General features: G+C 62.5%; 12 protein-coding genes and 1 pseudogene. 3 read left to right on the top strand and 10 right to left on the bottom strand.

Annotation, left to right across the window (positions count from 1 at the left end; translation table 11 throughout):
- Positions 1–14: 14 nt before the first annotated feature.
- The 8 genes from PST29_RS13860 to PST29_RS13825 form a co-directional block, all read right to left on the bottom strand.
- Positions 15–806, bottom strand: a complete 792-nt coding sequence (locus PST29_RS13860; protein WP_060843407.1) for an enoyl-CoA hydratase/isomerase family protein — start codon at positions 804–806, stop codon at positions 15–17.
- 1,441 nt (positions 807–2,247) lie between these two features.
- Complete coding sequence (locus PST29_RS13855) at positions 2,248–3,651, bottom strand: amino acid permease (protein WP_060843406.1); 1,404 nt, start codon at positions 3,649–3,651, stop codon at positions 2,248–2,250.
- Between the two features lie 208 nt (positions 3,652–3,859).
- Entirely contained in the window at positions 3,860–6,115 is a 2,256-nt protein-coding gene (locus tag PST29_RS13850) for a hybrid sensor histidine kinase/response regulator (RefSeq protein WP_060843405.1), read from the bottom strand.
- Positions 6,112–6,909 (bottom strand): substrate-binding periplasmic protein, encoded by a 798-nt coding sequence (locus tag PST29_RS13845; protein WP_060843404.1) that lies wholly within the window; start codon positions 6,907–6,909, stop codon positions 6,112–6,114. The genes PST29_RS13850 and PST29_RS13845 overlap by 4 nt, the downstream gene beginning before the upstream one ends.
- 1 nt (position 6,910) lies before the next feature.
- Positions 6,911–7,627 (bottom strand): response regulator, encoded by a 717-nt coding sequence (locus PST29_RS13840; protein ID WP_060838992.1) that lies wholly within the window; start codon positions 7,625–7,627, stop codon positions 6,911–6,913.
- An 82-nt stretch (positions 7,628–7,709) separates the two neighbouring features.
- Positions 7,710–8,348, bottom strand: coding sequence for a transcriptional regulator BetI (gene betI, locus PST29_RS13835; protein WP_060843403.1), 639 nt, complete (start codon positions 8,346–8,348; stop codon positions 7,710–7,712).
- 450 nt (positions 8,349–8,798) lie between these two features.
- Entirely contained in the window at positions 8,799–9,593 is a 795-nt protein-coding gene (locus PST29_RS13830) for a class II aldolase/adducin family protein (RefSeq protein ID WP_060843402.1), read from the bottom strand.
- An 87-nt stretch (positions 9,594–9,680) separates the two neighbouring features.
- Complete coding sequence (locus tag PST29_RS13825; protein ID WP_060843401.1) at positions 9,681–10,742, bottom strand: ABC transporter substrate-binding protein; 1,062 nt, start codon at positions 10,740–10,742, stop codon at positions 9,681–9,683.
- 215 nt (positions 10,743–10,957) lie between these two features.
- Here PST29_RS13825 and PST29_RS13820 point away from each other — a divergent pair, with 215 nt between their 5' ends.
- Both PST29_RS13820 and PST29_RS13815 read left to right on the top strand, forming a co-directional pair.
- Positions 10,958–12,910 carry an oxidoreductase gene (locus PST29_RS13820; RefSeq protein WP_060843400.1) on the top strand — a complete coding sequence of 651 codons (1,953 nt, stop codon included), beginning with the start codon at positions 10,958–10,960 and terminating at the stop codon, positions 12,908–12,910.
- A gap of 73 nt (positions 12,911–12,983) precedes the next feature.
- Entirely contained in the window at positions 12,984–13,616 is a 633-nt protein-coding gene (locus PST29_RS13815; RefSeq protein WP_060843399.1) for a cupin domain-containing protein, read from the top strand.
- A gap of 153 nt (positions 13,617–13,769) precedes the next feature.
- On the opposite strand, the gene PST29_RS13810 is transcribed toward PST29_RS13815, so the two are convergent.
- Both PST29_RS13810 and PST29_RS13805 read right to left on the bottom strand, forming a co-directional pair.
- A complete protein-coding gene (locus PST29_RS13810) occupies positions 13,770–14,546 on the bottom strand; it encodes a hypothetical protein (RefSeq protein ID WP_232513239.1) in 777 nt (258 codons plus the stop codon).
- A 192-nt stretch (positions 14,547–14,738) separates the two neighbouring features.
- Complete coding sequence (locus PST29_RS13805; protein ID WP_060843397.1) at positions 14,739–15,194, bottom strand: SMI1/KNR4 family protein; 456 nt, start codon at positions 15,192–15,194, stop codon at positions 14,739–14,741.
- Between the two features lie 212 nt (positions 15,195–15,406).
- Here PST29_RS13805 and PST29_RS13800 point away from each other — a divergent pair.
- Positions 15,407–15,817: pseudogene (locus PST29_RS13800) on the top strand (cupin domain-containing protein); the annotation flags it as partial.
- Between the last annotated feature and the right edge of the window lie 169 nt (positions 15,818–15,986).

Here is a 15,986-nt window from a genome sequence, read left to right as displayed (position 1 = left end):
CCGCCCGGCCGCTCCTACATGCCCTGGAAACGTGGCGGGCGTTTTTCCGTGGCGGCGCGCAGGGCTTCGGCGCCATCGGCACTGCGCCCACACAGCAGGCCGGCGGCCAGCTCGGCCGCCAACTGCTGCGGCAAGCTGCGCTCGGCCCCCTGGCGGATCAGCTTCTTGGTCTGGGCAAAGGCAAAGGTCGGGCCCGCCGCCAAGCGCGCCGCCAACTCGCCGACGTTGCCGATCAGTTGCTCGTCGGCGCACACCTCACCCACCAACCCGGCGGCCAGGGCCCGTTCGGCGCTCCACAACTCATCGAGAAACAGCAGGCGCTTGGCCTGTTCACTGCCGATCAGGCGCGGCAGGTGCCAGCTGGCCCCGGCATCCGGCGAGTAGGCCATGCTGGTGTAGCCGGCCTTGAACCGCGCCGACTGCGCCGCCACCCGCAGATCGCAGCACAGACTCAGGTCCATGCCCGCGCCCACCGCAGTGCCGTTGATGGCGGCGATGGTGGGTTTGTCCAGGCTGTGCAGGCGGGTCATCAAGGCGTGGGCGGTTTCGGTCCAGCCGTAGCTTTCCAGGGCGCCGCGGGCTTCGGCTTCGGCCCACTCCGCCAGATCGGCCCCGGCGCAGAAACTGCGGCCGCTGCCGGTGAGTACCACGGCTCGGACGCTGGGGTCGCTGTTGCAGGTGTCCAGCAGGCTGTGCAGCGCTTTGAGGGTCGGGATGTCCAGGGCGTTGCGTTGCGCCGGCCGGTTGAGGGTGATCCAGGCTACGCCGGCTTCGATCCGGCTGAGCAGCGACGATGAAAGGGTCATGGGCGTCCTCGAATTATTGTGGTTGGCGTGAGGGGGTGGCTTGAGGGTGATACTAAACGAGTGTTCAACAAGGCGGCAATTGGGGGGCTTGGGGGGAGTTTTGGTCGATTTTTTGAAGTATCCCTTTGTTTTTATTAGGTAAAAATCTGGGCATTGGAGGTTGTTGCGTGGGGGTTGTTACAACTTCGAACAAGCCTCGACAAAAGTGCGAGCGGGGAGGTTTTTGTGGCGAGGGAGCTTGCTCCCGCTCGGGCGAGTGGCGGCCGTAGAACCTGAGGGTGCGGTCTGATTGGTGGGCATATCCGTTGCTGCGGGTGCGACGGCTTATGGTTTCGCTTTTACAGCGGGGGTTGGGTACATATCCGTTCCTGCGGGTGCGGCCGCTTACGGTTCCGCTCTTACAGCGGCTCACTTTTGAAAATCCGGAATGCCGGCCCAGACAAAAGTAAGCAAAACGCTCTGCCCCTCCACTCGGTGCCTCGCTTAGGCTCGGCATGCCCTCACTCCGGCATTGATCCGTGGGCCGCCGCCACCGGCCATCCATGGCCGGGTGGCGGCTAACCCGGCATCCCTGCCGGGTTACCCACGGATCAATGCCTGCGTTCGGCCATCGTGTTTAAGGGGGCAGAAAGATCAAAAGCCAGATCAAAATCAAAATCTGACGGCGGCCTGCCGGCCTTGTTTCATTTGTCCTTCACAGGGCGATGCTGCTCTTGGGGTGGTCGAAGGTCCTGCGGACCTTTTCGCAGCTTCGCAGGCTCAGCAGCGGCTACAGAACGCACGTACTCTGTAGCCGCTGCTGAGCCTGCGAACGCTCTGGGCGGCACTCCGTCGCAGGAGACGCTAAACCCGCCTCCCCGATATTCCTGACCTATCGCGCCGCCTGGTTTTGCGAGCGCGAGCGCTCGTTCGCAGCCTGCGGCAGCGGCTACAGGGAACCGGCCTGCGCACCTTGGCTTTTGATCTTGATCTTCAGGCCCCTTCCCAGCAGGCCGAGCGCAGGCGTTGCGTAGGGGGCAGCTCGGCAGGGATGCCGAGCTAGCCGCCACCCGGCCATGGATGGCCGGTTGGCGGCGGGCCCCCGAAGCAATGCCGAAGGGAGGGCACCCCGAGCCCCAGCGAGGGGCCGTATGGAGGGGCAAGCGTTTTTGCTTACTTTTTTGGCGTTTGAAAAAAGTAAGTCGCCGTAAGGGCGAAACCCTAAGTGGCCGTAACCGCAGCAACGGATATGTACACAGCCCACCGCTGTAAGAGCGAAACCCTAAGCAGCCGCGACCGCAGCAACGGATATGCCCCCCACTCCCCGCCATAAAAGCAAAACCACCAACGGCTACACCCGCACGAATGGATATGTACCCCGCCTCTCTAGCCGCAAAGACCAACAAAGGCGTCCGCCCAGGCGCTGCATGTCTCCCGCCCCCCTTCGCCGGCAAGCCGGCTCCTACACGGCGGCGGCAGGTTGCAGTTGGCGTTTACGCTGCATCAGGTAATAGGCGCCATAGCACAGAGCAATAAACCCCGACCCCCAATACAACGACGGCCGCTGGGTTTCATCCAGCGCCAAAAACACAAACAACGAGCTGCACAGCACGATGCACAACAACGGCACCAGCGGAAACCACGGCGCGCGGTACTTGAGCTGCTCCAGTTGCCCCCCGTCACGCAGGAACTGGCGACGAAAGCGGTACTGGGCCAGGGCAATCACGATCCAGGTCACGGTGCCGGCCATACCGCTCACGGCCATCAGCACCATGAACAGGGTGTCGGCGGCGATAAAGCTGGTCATCAGCGAGATCAGGGCAAAGCACAGGGTGATGGCCAAAGCCCGCAGGGGCACGCCCTGTTTGCTCAGTGGCGACAAGGCCTTGGGCGCCATGCCGGATTTGGACATGGCCCAGAGGATGCGCGTGGAGGCATACAACCCGGAGTTGCCCACCGAAAGAATCGCCGTGAGGATCACGAAGTTCATCAGGTCGGCGGCATAGGGAATGCCCACCATGTCGAACACCTGGACGAAGGGGCTTTCCACCAGCCCGGCCTGCTGCCAGGGAATGATCGCCGCCAGCACCATCACCGCCAAGACGTAAAAGATCAGCACGCGGAACACCACGTTGCGCACGGCCCGCGGAATGCTTTTTTCCGGCTGGTCGGTTTCGCCAGCGGCCACGCCCATGATCTCGCAGCCCTGGAAGGCGTAGACCACGGTCATCATCACCGCGAACACCGCCGGCAGGCCGTTGGGGAACAGGGAGTCGCCCTTGAGGTTGTCGAACATCGGCGCCGGGGCGCCGCTGGGCAGGTCGATGACGCCGAAGATCACCAGCGCGCCCACCACGATAAAGCTCAGGATCGCCAGCACCTTGACCCCGGCGAACCAGTATTCGGCCTCGCCAAAGGCGCGGGTGGCCAGGGCGTTGATGCCGAACAGCAAGGCCACGAACAGCGCCGACCAGTACCAGATCGGCACGTCGGGGAACCAGCGCTGCATCAGCATGCCGGCGGCGGTGAACTCCAGGCCCACGGTGGTGGCCCAGCTCATCCAGTAGACCCAGCCGATCATGAAGCCGGTGGCCGGGCCAATGTACTTGGTGGCGTGGGCCTGGAACGAGCCGGACACCGGCATCTGCACCGACAGTTCGCCGAGGCAGACCATCACCAGGTACATCAGGAACCCGGCCACCAGGTAAGAGAGGATCGCCCCCCAAGGGCCGCCCTGGTTGATGGTGACCCCGGAGCCCATGAACAGCCCGGTGCCGATCACCCCGCCCAGGGACAGCATGAAAATGTGCCGGCTCTTCAACGAGCGGGTCAGGTGGATGCCTTTACGTTCTGTGGTGGTTGTCATGGCGCACCTCAGCAGTCAGTGAGGCGCAGGGCGCGGGGCGAAGGGGTGTGGCGGAAGGCGGAAGCAGCTTGCAGGCAGTTCATTATTATTATCTCCAATAAGCTTCGAAGACCGCGGCGGGCGCGGCTCAAGCGATTATTGGAAAGCCATGTAAGTTCGGATTGAACGCCAGGATCGAAGATGTAAAAAGTCGTAAGGATTTTGTACGTCAGGCCGCCAACAGCTGTTGCAGCAAGGCCCGGGACTGCTGCCAGGACGCTTGCAAATCTGCCGCCAGGGCCGCCAGCGTCGGGCGATCGGCCTGCTCTGCCGCAGCTTCCAGCTGGCGCAATACCTGGGCCAGGGCGCAGAAGCCCAGGGAGTCGGCGCTGCCCGCCAGGCGATGGGCCAGGTGCAGGACTTCGGTGCAGTCTTCGGCGGCCAGGGCGTCGACCAGCCGTGGTCGTTGCTGATCCAGGGCATCGGCCAGGACCTGGAGCAGGCTGTGCAATTTCTGCTCGCCCAGCAGGCTGCGATGGGTGTCCAGCACGCTCTGATCGAGCAAGCCTTGCCGGGTGTCGGCCGGCGGCACCTGGACCTGCCCGGCCAACACCTGCCGCAGGCTGGCCAGCTGCAACGGCTTGCCGAGAATGCCCTGCATGCCGGCCTGCAGATAACCGCGCACCAGCGACGGCTGCACGCTGGCGGTGAGGGCGAAGATTCGCGCCTGCCGATTGGGCCCGGGGCGGCGGCGGATTTCCCGACACAGCTCGACCCCACTGATGCCGGGCAGGTGCACATCCAGCAGCAACAGGTCGAAGGCCTGCTGCCGGCACAGGGCCAGGGCGCTTTCACCGTCTTGCGCCAGCCACACCTGATGGCCGTCACGCTCAAGCAGGCCGCTGGCCACTTCGCGGTTCAGGGCCACGTCTTCCACCACCAGGATGTTCAAAGCCTGCATCGGCAACTCAAGCGCGGGCACCGACAAGGGTTCCTGGCCGATGCCCAACGCCAGTTCGAACCAGAAACAACTGCCCTGCCCCAGCTCGCTGTCCACACCGATGCGCCCGTCCAGTTGCTGCAGCAGGTGCTTGCAGATAGCCAGTCCCAGGCCGGTGCCGCCATAGCGCCGGGTCACCTCGTCACTGGCCTGGACGAAACGCTCGAAGATCTTCTCGCGCATCGACGCGGCAATGCCGATGCCGTTGTCGCGCACGCAGCAGCGCAGGCGCTGGCCCTCGGCGCTGCTGTGCAGCACTTGCACTTCGACCCGCACCCAGCCGTCTTCGGTAAAGCGAATGGCATTGGCCAGCAGGTTGCTCAGCACCTGGCGCAGGTACTGCTCGGCGCCCTGCTGACGCGGCGCCAGTTGTTCGTCGATGTGCAATTCCAGACGGGTGCGGTTGGCCTCGGCCCGGGGCTGCAACAAGGTGGTGACTTCTTCCAGCAACTGACGCAGGGAGAAGTCCCGCACTTCCGGGCGGCTTTCGCCCTCTTCCAGGCGGGCAAAGGACAGCACTTGGTTGAGGATGCTCAGCAGGCCCTCCCCGGCTTGATGCAAGGCCTGCAAACGCTGGCGGTCCTGCTGATCCAAAGGCGCCTGGCGCAGCAGTTCGGCCATGCCGAGGATGCCGTTCAACGGGGTGCGCAGTTCATGGCTCATGGTCGCCAGAAAGCGCGACTTGGCCAGGTTGGCGGCTTCGGCCTCGTCCTTGGCGTGCATCAGGCTGGCGGTGCGGCGCTGGACCATTTTCTGCAATTCGTCGCGTTTGTCCTGCAAGGCCAGGCGGTCGGCTTCGCGGCGCTGCACATCGTCGAGCACCGCCCGGCGCATGTCGTCCAGGGCCCGGGCCACGGTGTCGATCTCGTCGCCGCCGGGGCGCTGGCGCTTGTCCAGGTGCAGGGGCTCATGCAGCTCGCCGGCCGCCACGCGCCGGGCGAAGTCGGCCATCACTTGCAGGTGCCGGGTCACCAGCCGGTAGAACAAACCGGACAAGGCCACCGCCAGCCCGCAGAGAAACACGCTCATCCACAACAGGCTGGCCAGCCCGGTGGCGTACAGGCGCCGGTACACCGCCCCCAGATCGGTGCTGACCTGCAATTCGCCGAGCTGGCGCAAGGGCCCGGACGGCGGTTGATAGCTCAAGGGAAAACGCTCCACCCGCAACGGCCCGATCAGCTCGGTGCTGCCCTGCTGCAAGTCGAAATCGTTGCTGATCAGGTGCACCCGGGCCACGTCGGAAAAGTCCACAAGCCCCTGCAACTGCACGGTCAGTTGCTCCTGGTTGAGGTCCCACAGGTTGCGTTCCAGGCTGCCCAGGTAACCGGCGCGGATCAGCTCCATGCGGCTGTCGATCTCGCGCATTTCCCGGCGGTATTCGAAGTACAGCTGCACGCTGCTGGCGAGCACGGTGAAGCACAGGCTGAACAGCAAAATAAACAGCAACAGACGGCGCAACAGGCCGGCGGAACGCAGGGGGATCATGGCGCCGTTCCCCGTTGCGCCTTGAGCATGGCGCGGTAGTCGTCCTGGCTTTGCGCCAGCCAGCGCTGCACCGCGCCGCTGTCCACCTGCTGCTGCAACCGCGCGTCGATCTCGGCCATGCGCGGCGCCAGGGGCGAATGGCGCGACACCGCCAGGCGCAGGTAGTCGACGCTCACCGCCTGGGGCAAGGCGACTATGTCCTCGGCCCCCGGCAGTTGCTCGATGAACAGCTGCCCGGTGCGCCGTTCATGGGGGATGAAATCGATGCGCTGGCGGATCAGCTTGCCGAAGTTCTGCTGGCTACTGGAGACCCATTCGATGTTGCCGTGCTGCACCACTTCGCGGTCGAAATCCTGGCCGTAGCTCTCGCCGAACAGCAGGCCGCCGCGGTAGGCGCGCAAATCCTGCAAGTGGTTGAAACGCGGCAGCTGGCGGCGGTTGACGAACAGCGCGACTTCTTCGCGCAGCACCGGCACCCGGGAAAACAACAGGTCCTGCTGGCGCTGGCTGGTGCTGTAGGCCAGCACCACATCCACCCGGCCGGCGGCGGCGTCCAGCAGGCAGCGCTTCCAGTTGCCCAGCACCACCACCTGCACCTGATACCCCAGGTCCCCCAGCACCTGCCGCACCAGGGTCGGCGCCAGCCCGCGCACCTGCTGGCCGTCGCTCCAGGAAATCGGCGGGTACACCGGGTAGTCGCAATAGCGCAGCACGGGCCGGGGTTCAGCGAACGTCGGGCCGGCCAGCAGGATCAAGCACAGGCTCAGGCACAGGTTCAGTGCGCGACGCAGCAATTCAGGCGGCCACGCTGGCGGTGAACAGGTAACCGGCACCGTGGATGGTGATGATCAGCTCCGGCTCGGCCGGGTCGTCGTGCAGCTTGCGCCGCAGGCGGCCCACCAGCACGTCGATGGAACGGTCGCTGGGCACCCATTCGCGGTTGCGGATCTGGTCCATCAACTGGTCGCGGCTCAGGGTGTGGCCGCTGTTGCGCAGGAACACGCTGAGCAACTGGTACTCGCCGTGGGTCAGCAGGGTTTCGCCGCCGCGCGGGTCGATCAGCCGGCGGCGGTCGGTGTCCAGGGCCCAGTCGGCGAACTGCTTGACCGGGCTCGGGCAGCCGGCCTGGGGCTGGGACTGGCGCGCATGGCGTACCCGCCGCACCAGGTTCTTGGCTCGCGACACCAGCTCGCGGGGGTTGAGGGGTTTGATCACGTAGTCGTCGGCACCGCATTCCAGGCCGACGATGCGGTCGATGTCGTCGTTGCGCCCGGTGATCAGGATGATCCCCACTTCCGAACGCACCCGCAGCTCACGGGTCAGGGTCAGGCCGTCCTTGCCCGGCAGGCGGATGTCCAGCATCAGCAGGTCCACCGTGTGCTGGCCGAGAAAGCTCTCCGCCTGCTCCGCGGTGGCGGCGCAATGCACGTCGTAGCCTTCCTGAGAGAGATAAGCCTGAAGCAGTTCGCGAATCAGCGGATCGTCGTCGACGATCAAAACCCGAGGAGTCATCGCCTGTTTCCTGATTATTTTTATTGGAAAAGGAACCCTGTGCGCAGCAGCCTAGCCATTACTGAACAACCGATCAACAGCCCTATGTCGGCCTGACGAAACCGCGCCCCTGGCTGGCCAGCAGCCCCTCGACCCAGGCTTCGCAGATCTGCACGCCCTGCTGCGGGCTGAAGGTCCCGGGGTTGAGCCCGGACTCCAGCCACAGGCCGTCGAGCAAGGCGCTGAGGCTGATGGCCGCCAGGTCGGCGTCGAAGCGTTCCCAGCCCTGCTCCCCGGCCAGCCGGGTCAGCAGGCTGGCCAGCTCGTTGCGGTACTCGCCGTAGGAATGTTCATGGGCCAGATTGATCGCCTCGGCGGTCTTCACCGCGCCCCAGAACGCCAGCCAGGCGTCCAGCAGCTTCGGGTCCAACAGTTCGGCGCAGAACGAGGCGCGAAAGAACGCCGACAACCGCTCCCGGGGATCGGGCGCGGCCTGCTCCATGGCCTCGCGCAGCAGGTTCATGACCCGCCCGGTGACCGCCCGATAGGCCTGGGCCACCAACTCGTCCTTGCCGGCGTAGTGGTGACTGATCAGCCCCACCGACACCCCGGCCTCGGCGGAAATCTTGCGGATCGACGCCCCCTGAAAACCGTGGCGCTTGAGGCACGTCAGGGTCGCCTCGATCAGCTCGGCCTTGCGCAGGTCGGGTTCCAAACGGGAAAAGCGCGCTTCCTGGCTCATGGGGCGGGTTCCTTGGACAGTGGCGGGAAATTGAAACTGAACGACTGTACAACAGGCCTTTCGTGGCGATCCAGCGATTGCGCGACCGCCAGCCTCACCGCTTCCTGTAGCCGCTGCCGCAGGCTGCGAACGGCCCGCAGGGACGCAACGATCTTGAAGACGACACAAGTTCGGCTGGAGATCGTCAAGCAAGGCCCTGCGGGCCTTTTCGCAGCTTCGCCATGGCTCAGCAGCGGCTACACATGACAAAGCCGGGAGCACCGTGACAAAGACAACAAACGGCGCGGTCCCTGTAGCCGCTGCCGCAGGCTGCGCACGGCCCGCAGGGACGCAAAGATCGTGAAGACGACACAAGTTCGGCTGGCGATCGTCAAGCAAGGCCCTGCGGGCCTTTTCGCAGCTTCGCCAGGGCTCAGCAGCGGCTACAGGTAGATACAAAACCAGGTGTGGTCAGGCGCGGTAGTCGGGGGCGATGCGCTCCAGCAGGCGCAGCAGCGCCGCCCAGGCCAGTTGCATGGCGTCCGGGTCGTTGAGTTCGCCTTCCTGCAGTGGCCGGCCCGGGTCGTTGAACTGGCGTTCGGTGTGGGCGCAGACCGCGTCCGGCGGCAGCACGATCTCCCCCGCCGCCTGGGCCGCCAGCTGGATCTCGCAGGCCTTCTCCAGGTAGTACATGCGCAAAAACGCCTGGCTCACGGTTTCGCCCACGGTGAGCAGGCCATGGTTGCGCAGCATCAGCACGCTCTTGTCCCCCAGGTCGGCCACCAGCCGTTGCTGTTCGCCCAGGTCCAGGGCTACGCCTTCGTAGTCGTGGTAGGCCACGCGGCCATAGAACTCCATGGAAATCTGGTTCACCGGCAGCAAGCCGCATTTGAGCGCCGCCACCGCGCAACCGGCCTTGGTGTGGGTGTGCAGCACGCATTGGGCGTCTTCGCGGGCGCCATGAATCGCGCTGTGGATCACGAAACCCGCCGGGTTCACCGGATACGGCGACGGCTCCACGGCCTCGCCGTTGAGGTCGATCTTCACCAGGTTGGAGGCGGTGATTTCCTCGAACATCAGGCCGTAGGGGTTGATCAGAAAGTGATGCTCGGGCCCGGGCAGGCGCACCGAGATATGGGTGAAGATCAGGTCGGTCATGCGAAAGTGCGCGATCAGCCGGTAGCAGGCCGCCAACTCTTCGCGCAGGCGCTGTTCGGTGGCGCTGCGCTCGGCGCTGGTGTAGGGGCTGGGAGCGATATTGTTCATTGTTGGAGTCCTCCAGGCGGGTGGGTGGGGCAATCTGGGCGGGCAAACAATAGGACCGGACGCCCGCAGGCGTCCAGCCCGGTGCGCTTACTTGCTGGCCCAGGCGTTGAAGCGCTCTTCCAGCTCTTCGCCATGGTCGACCCAGAACTCCACGTTCATCGCCAGGGCGTCCTTGAGGTTCTGTTCCGAGGTCGGCACCCACTGCGCCAGGGCCGGGTCGAGCTTGGCCGCGGCCAGGGTGTTGGTCGGGCCATAGGGGATCTGCTTGACGTAGTCGACCTGGACCTCGGGGCGGTTGGCGAAGGCGATGAAACGCTTGGCCTGATCCACGTGTTTCGAGCCCTTGATGATCGCCCAGTAGTCCATGCCGTACAGGCTGCCGGGCCAGACCACCGCCAGCGGGGCGCCGGCCTGGGCGGCCACGGCGATGCGGCCGCTGTAGGTCGAGGTCATCACCACATCACCGGCGGCCAGCCACTGCCCCGGCTGGGCCCCGGCTTCCCACCACTGGATGTAGGGCTTGAGTTCGGTCAGCTTGGCGAAGGCCCGCTCCACCCCTTGGGGCGTGGCCAGGACCTTGTACACGTCCTCGACCTTGACCCCATCGGCCATCAGCGCGAACTCCAGGTTGTACACCGCGCGCTTGCGCAGGCCGCGCTTGCCGGGGAACTGCTTGACGTCCCAGAAATCCGCCCAGGACGCCGGGGCCTTGGCCAGCTTGTTGCGGTCGTAGGCGATGGCCACGCTCCACACCAGCACCGCCGAGCCGCAGGGCTGGGCGGCATCGGCAATCAGCTGCTCGGCACGGCCCAGGGCCTTCCAGTCCAGGGGCTCGTACATGCCCTCCTCGCAGCCGCGCATCAGGTCCGGGCCTTCGATCTGCACCAGGTCCCAGTCGACGTTGCCGGTGTCGACCATGACCTTGATCCGGGCCATTTCGCCGTTGTATTCGCTCTGGATCAGCTTGCTGCCATCGGCCTTGCTGAAGGGTTGGAACAACGCCACGTCCTGGGCTTTTTGTCCGGCTCCGCCGTACGCCACGACCACCATGTCGGGGGCTGCCTGGGCAGTGCCCTGGCCCAGGGACAAACCCAGGGCCAGGCTCAGGGCCAGTAAAGAACAACCGTGCTTGCGGGTGAGCGCTTTCATCTGTGAATCCTCGTCGCGGTGCCACACCGGCAGGCGCCGGCACGGCCCTTTTTTATTGTTGTGAGGTTCGCGCCAAAAGCGGGCGCAGATCGAAACTACTGCAAGCATAAGTAAAAAAACAAGTTGATTTTTTACTGTCGGTAAATTTTGATAGGCCAACAATAACAACGCCAAGGCTGTGCTCCCCTGCCCTTGGCCCGCCTGGAGTCACCGCAATGACCAGCGCCTTCCCGCACCTGTTCGCACCCTTGCAGATCCGTGGCAAACGCCTGAAGAACCGCATCATGTCCAGCGGCCACGACACCTCGATGCCCACCGACAACCTGGTCAACGAACAGCTGATCGCCTACCACCGCGCCCGCGCCGAAGGCGGCGTTGGCCTGATCGTGCTGCAGGTGGCTGGGGTTCACGACAGTGCGCGCTACACCAGCCACGTGCTGATGGCCACCGACGACGCCTGCATCGACGGCTACCGGCGCCTGGCCGAAACCTGCCACGCCCACGGCACGGTGGTGCTGTCGCAGATCTTCCACCCAGGGCGGGAAATCATGGAGTCCGCCGACGGCCTGCTGGCCGTGGCCTACGCCCCTTCGGCGGTGCCCAACGAACGCTTCCGGGTCATGCCCCGGGCCCTGGACCAGGACATGATCGACGAGATCATCCAGGGCTACGCCGACGCCGCCCGGCGCCTGCATCAGGCCGGGCTGGACGGCGTGGAACTGGTGGCCAGCCACGGCTACCTGCCGGCGCAGTTCATCAACCCGCGGGTCAACCGCCGCACCGACGGCTACAACGGCGAACTGGAACAGCGCCTGCGCTTTATCCGGGAAATCCTCGACGCCATGCGCGCCAGCACCGATGCCGAGTTCATCATCGGCCTGCGCATTTCCGCCGATGAACGCGACCCCGAAGGCCTCACCGAAGACGAATCCCTGGCTGCCGTGCAATTGCTGCAAGGGCAACTGGACTACGTGCACATCGTCGCTGGCACCTCGGCCTCCCTCGGCGGCGCGGTACACATAGTCCCGCCCATGGCGGTGGAAGCGGCCTATCTGGCCCGGGAAGCCGGCACCTTCAAGGCCCAGCTGTCGATCCCGCTGTTCGTCACCGGGCGCATCAACCAGCCCCAGGAAGCCGAAGCGATCATCGCCAAGGGCCAGGCCGATGTGTGCGGCATGACCCGCGCGCTGATCTGCGACCCGCAGATGCCCAACAAGAGCGAGCGCGGCCACAGCGATGACGTGCGCGCCTGCATCGCCTGCAACCAGGCGTGCATCGGCCACTTTCACAAGGGCCTGCCGATCTCCTGCATCCAGCACCCGGAAACCGGCCGCGAACTGCTCTACGGCCAGCCCAAGCCCAGCGCCCGCGGCAAACGCATCCTGGTGGTGGGCGGCGGCCCGGCCGGGATGAAAGCCGCTGCGGTGGCCGCGCAACGCGGCCACCAGGTCACCCTCTACGAAGCCAGCGCGCACCTGGGCGGCCAGATTCAACTGGCGCAACTGCTGCCCCGGCGCAGCGAATTCGGCGGCGCCAGCACCAACCTGCAACGGGAAATGCAACTGGCCGGAGTCGAAGTGGTGCGCAACACCCGAGTCGACCGCGCCCTGATCGAGCGGGAAAACCCCGACCACGTGATCATCGCCACCGGCGCCCAGCCCTACTGGCCGAACTTCGAACGCGGCGGCGAGCTGCAAGTGGTGGACGCCTGGCAAGTACTGCGTGACGAAGTGCAACTGGGCCGCAGCGTGGTGGTGGTCGACTGGCGCTGCGACTGGATCGGCCCTGGCATCGCCGAACGCCTGGTACGCGCCGGGCACCAGGTGCAACTGGCGGTCAACGGCACCCACTGCGGCGAAAGCCTGCCGCTGTACGTGCGCGACCAGATGGCCGGCGAACTGCACAAACTGGCGATCCCGATCATCCCCTACGCCCGCCTCTACGGCTGCGACGACAGCACCGTCTACCTGCAACACACCGCCAGCGGCGAACCCATGCTCCTGGAAAACGTCGACAGCCTGGTGCTGTGCCAAGGCCACCAATCGGTGGACGACCTCGGCCAACAACTCAAAGGCCTGGTGCCCTTCCAACGCATCGGCGACTGCCTGGCACCGCGCACCGTGGAAGAAGCCATCCATGAAGGCTTGAAAGTCGCCTGGGCGCTTTGAGGCTGCTTTATACTCCAGGGCTTTTGCAGGACGGGCGCCTGGAAGCGCCCGTTCACCTGGTCCGGAGCCCGCCATGAACCCCAGCAGCAAGACGCCGCCCGCGAGCCGCCCTCCCGCCCCGGAGCCCGGCACCGACAACCAAGCCCCTGGCGGCCCACAGTTTCTTGGCACCCGCATCCGCGGCCTGCGCAAACGCCGCGGCCTGACCCTGAGCGAACTGGCCCAGCAGAGCGAACTTACCGCTGGCTACATCAGCCAACTGGAACGCAACCTCGCCTACCCCTCCATCCCCGCCCTGTTCAACATCGCCCGCAGCCTGGGCGTGACCATCCAATGGTTCTTCGCCAGCGAAACCCAGACCGCGCCCGAGGATCAGGGCTATGTAGTGCGCAAGAAACAGCGGCTGCAAGTGAATTATGAGAACGGGATTATCGATCAGCTGTTGACCCCACAACCGACCCGGCAGCTGGAGTTTCTGCACTCTCGGTTTCCGCCGGGGACGTACAGCAAGGAGAGTTATAGCCATGAGGGTGAGGAAGCCGGGTATGTGCTGTCGGGGCGCTTTGAGCTGTGGGTGGGCGAGCGGTATTTTCAGTTGAGTGAGGGGGATAGCTTTAGTTTCTCCAGCCAGGAACCGCATAAATATGGGAATCCTGGGGAGGAGGATGCGGTGGTGTTGTGGGTGATAACGCCGCCGACGTTTTGAGCAAGCTACCGAGCGGAAGCGCAATGCACCGCTCTTTCGTTTACTGAAAACTAGCTGTCACGGACTGGGAAGTAGAACTGCTGCCGCAACCACTCGCTGAACTGGGCCTCGGTCAGCGGAGCGTGGTGCTCGCCCATTTCATTCCAGGCGCGGTTAATCATGTGTTCCCAGTTTAGGGTGAGCTCCATTAGTGGCGCTGCTGAGCTTTAGCCTTTCTATTGCCCTGACGCATCCATGCTCGGCAGCTTTATTGAGAAACTGCACCTGCTCTTGCTTAAGGTTTTGCGTCAACATTTGAGTCGCCATACTCATATAAAGGTTGGCGCGAAAACTTTTTTCGTCGAGCAACACGATTGGATTGCTGTCAGAGCGACTATTTCTATCGCAACTCGGCATCATCGTTGGCTGGGGGTAGTACCTGCCATACAGGGTTTCATCATTAGGCAATGCGTCGACAAGTGACCGATACCCAGGTGTTTTAACCTCATCGAAGCAATAGAAAAGCATCTGCAAACCCGCTGGAGTAAATCCGTTACTGAAACTGGACTTTAGGAGAGTGCAGACTTTTTCGGCGACTTGATCGCGAGATTCAAAAGTCGACAACATCAACGCTAGACGGTACTGCGCTGCTGGGTTGCCTTCCTCAGCTGAACGCTTGAGCAAAGGCATTCCTTCTTTTACAAGCGGAAGCATTTCGTCTCTATATTGTTCTTTTTTTTGGTCGGGAACCTTTTCGTTGACTGCTAACTGTTTTCGAAAAGTGAACATATCGTTTTGTACTTCATCGATTTTCTCTAGGTAAGGCAGCGCTTTGAAGTACAGCGCTTCACTTTCTGCGGATACTTTTAGATTGTTTTCATTCGCGCTTGCGAATGTGGCTAAAAAAACAGAAACAATAGCCAAAAAACTCTTAAGAGAAGCTTTTTCCACTGGGAACGTCCTTTGTATCTTCGTTGTGATTACGATTGCGGCTGAATCGTGCATACGTTGGTAGAGAACAGAATTAGCGCTTCCAACGGCCCTACTGCCTTTCATCACAGCGACTATAAGCAGCCGAATACTGCATCATCTGAATGGGTCTCGGTGCGAACCAGAGGGTTAATACTTTCATTGGTTATTCTTTTAGTTTTCTTCCTTTAACATAGAAAGCAAATCTGAAAACGAGTCGGCCACATAAAATATTCCTTCTTCTACTTCCAACTCATGAAAATAGAAAACCACTTTTGGAAATAGAGGACTTTCAGAGTAATCAAAGCACAGATAATCACCGCCACCACCCACGACAATAGGCAGATAGTAATTTGGTAGCTGATGGTGATTTCGCAACGAAAATAGAGCGGTAACGATATTCTCGGCGCTGTGTAAAGGGTCAAGAGTCAAAAGCATGCCGAAGCCGATATTCCATGTTTTACCACCAACCTCAATGGACAGGCTTCGGTCTTTCGGCTGTCCACCATGAAAGCGTTTTACGCATTCAACGTAATCTTCAGGCAGCGTGAAACGGATAACTTTTTCGATGCCTGCAATCAAATCATCGGACAACGGCTCATGCGCGTCTGAATAGACATCCCACTCCATCAGCGAACCTCCATTTAACTATTATCAGGCGACACTGCCAGTGCAGCATATTACTAATATTCTAACATTCACATTAAGCATATCTTTTTTTGCATAACATCCAAAGCGATGTTCAATCACTTCTGAATGTCCTCTATTGGCAGAAAGCAGCCTCAGCAACCAAAAAATTCCTCCTATCATCTAACTGGAGCGCATCCTCCGCCCACACCGAACTATTTAACTTCGCCGGCAGCCTGGGCGTGACCATCCAATGGTTCTTCGCCAGCGAAACCCAGACCGCACCCGAAGACCAAGGCTATGTGGTACGCAAGAAACAGCGGCTGCAGGTGAATTATGAGAACGGGATTATCGATCAGCTGCTGACCCCGCAACCGACCCGGCAGCTGGAGTTTTTGCACTCGCGCTTTCCGCCGGGGACCTACAGCAAGGAGAGTTACAGCCATGAGGGCGAGGAAGCCGGTTATGTGCTGTCGGGGAGTTTTGAGCTGTGGGTGGGGGAACGGTATTTTCAGTTGAGTGAGGGGGATAGCTTTAGTTTTTCCAGCCAGGAACCGCATAAGTATGGGAATCCTGGGGAGGAGGATGCGGTGGCGTTGTGGGTGATTACGCCGCCGACGTTTTGAGGGGGATGTTGAGGGGGGAGCAACCGAACGGCTGCTAACGGCCAAAACAAGACGGTCGCAGAAGTGTGCTTTAGTCCAAAATTTGTCACTCTGGAAATGACCAAACCTTGGGGCGATTCTTGGGGGCTGCGAGCCAACTGAAGAGAATCGCATCACCATTGCCGGCGTG

This window comes from Pseudomonas sp. St29, from assembly GCF_001547915.1.
Classification (GTDB): Bacteria; Pseudomonadota; Gammaproteobacteria; order Pseudomonadales; family Pseudomonadaceae; genus Aquipseudomonas.
This window is presented reverse-complemented; position numbering and strand designations above follow the sequence as displayed.

Bases quoted from the DNA above. Each gene is read 5' to 3' on its own strand.
- PST29_RS13860 (WP_060843407.1), bottom strand. From the start codon at position 806: ATGACCCTTTCATCGTCGCTGCTCAGCCGGATCGAAGCCGGCGTAGCC.
- PST29_RS13855 (WP_060843406.1), bottom strand. From the start codon at position 3,651: ATGACAACCACCACAGAACGTAAAGGCATCCACCTGACCCGCTCGTTG.
- PST29_RS13850 (WP_060843405.1), bottom strand. From the start codon at position 6,115: ATGATCCCCCTGCGTTCCGCCGGCCTGTTGCGCCGTCTGTTGCTGTTT.
- PST29_RS13840 (WP_060838992.1), bottom strand. From the start codon at position 7,627: ATGACTCCTCGGGTTTTGATCGTCGACGACGATCCGCTGATTCGCGAA.
- betI (WP_060843403.1), bottom strand. From the start codon at position 8,348: ATGAGCCAGGAAGCGCGCTTTTCCCGTTTGGAACCCGACCTGCGCAAG.
- PST29_RS13830 (WP_060843402.1), bottom strand. From the start codon at position 9,593: ATGAACAATATCGCTCCCAGCCCCTACACCAGCGCCGAGCGCAGCGCC.
- PST29_RS13825 (WP_060843401.1), bottom strand. From the start codon at position 10,742: ATGAAAGCGCTCACCCGCAAGCACGGTTGTTCTTTACTGGCCCTGAGC.
- PST29_RS13820 (WP_060843400.1), top strand. From the start codon at position 10,958: ATGACCAGCGCCTTCCCGCACCTGTTCGCACCCTTGCAGATCCGTGGC.
- PST29_RS13815 (WP_060843399.1), top strand. From the start codon at position 12,984: ATGAACCCCAGCAGCAAGACGCCGCCCGCGAGCCGCCCTCCCGCCCCG.
- PST29_RS13805 (WP_060843397.1), bottom strand. From the start codon at position 15,194: ATGGAGTGGGATGTCTATTCAGACGCGCATGAGCCGTTGTCCGATGAT.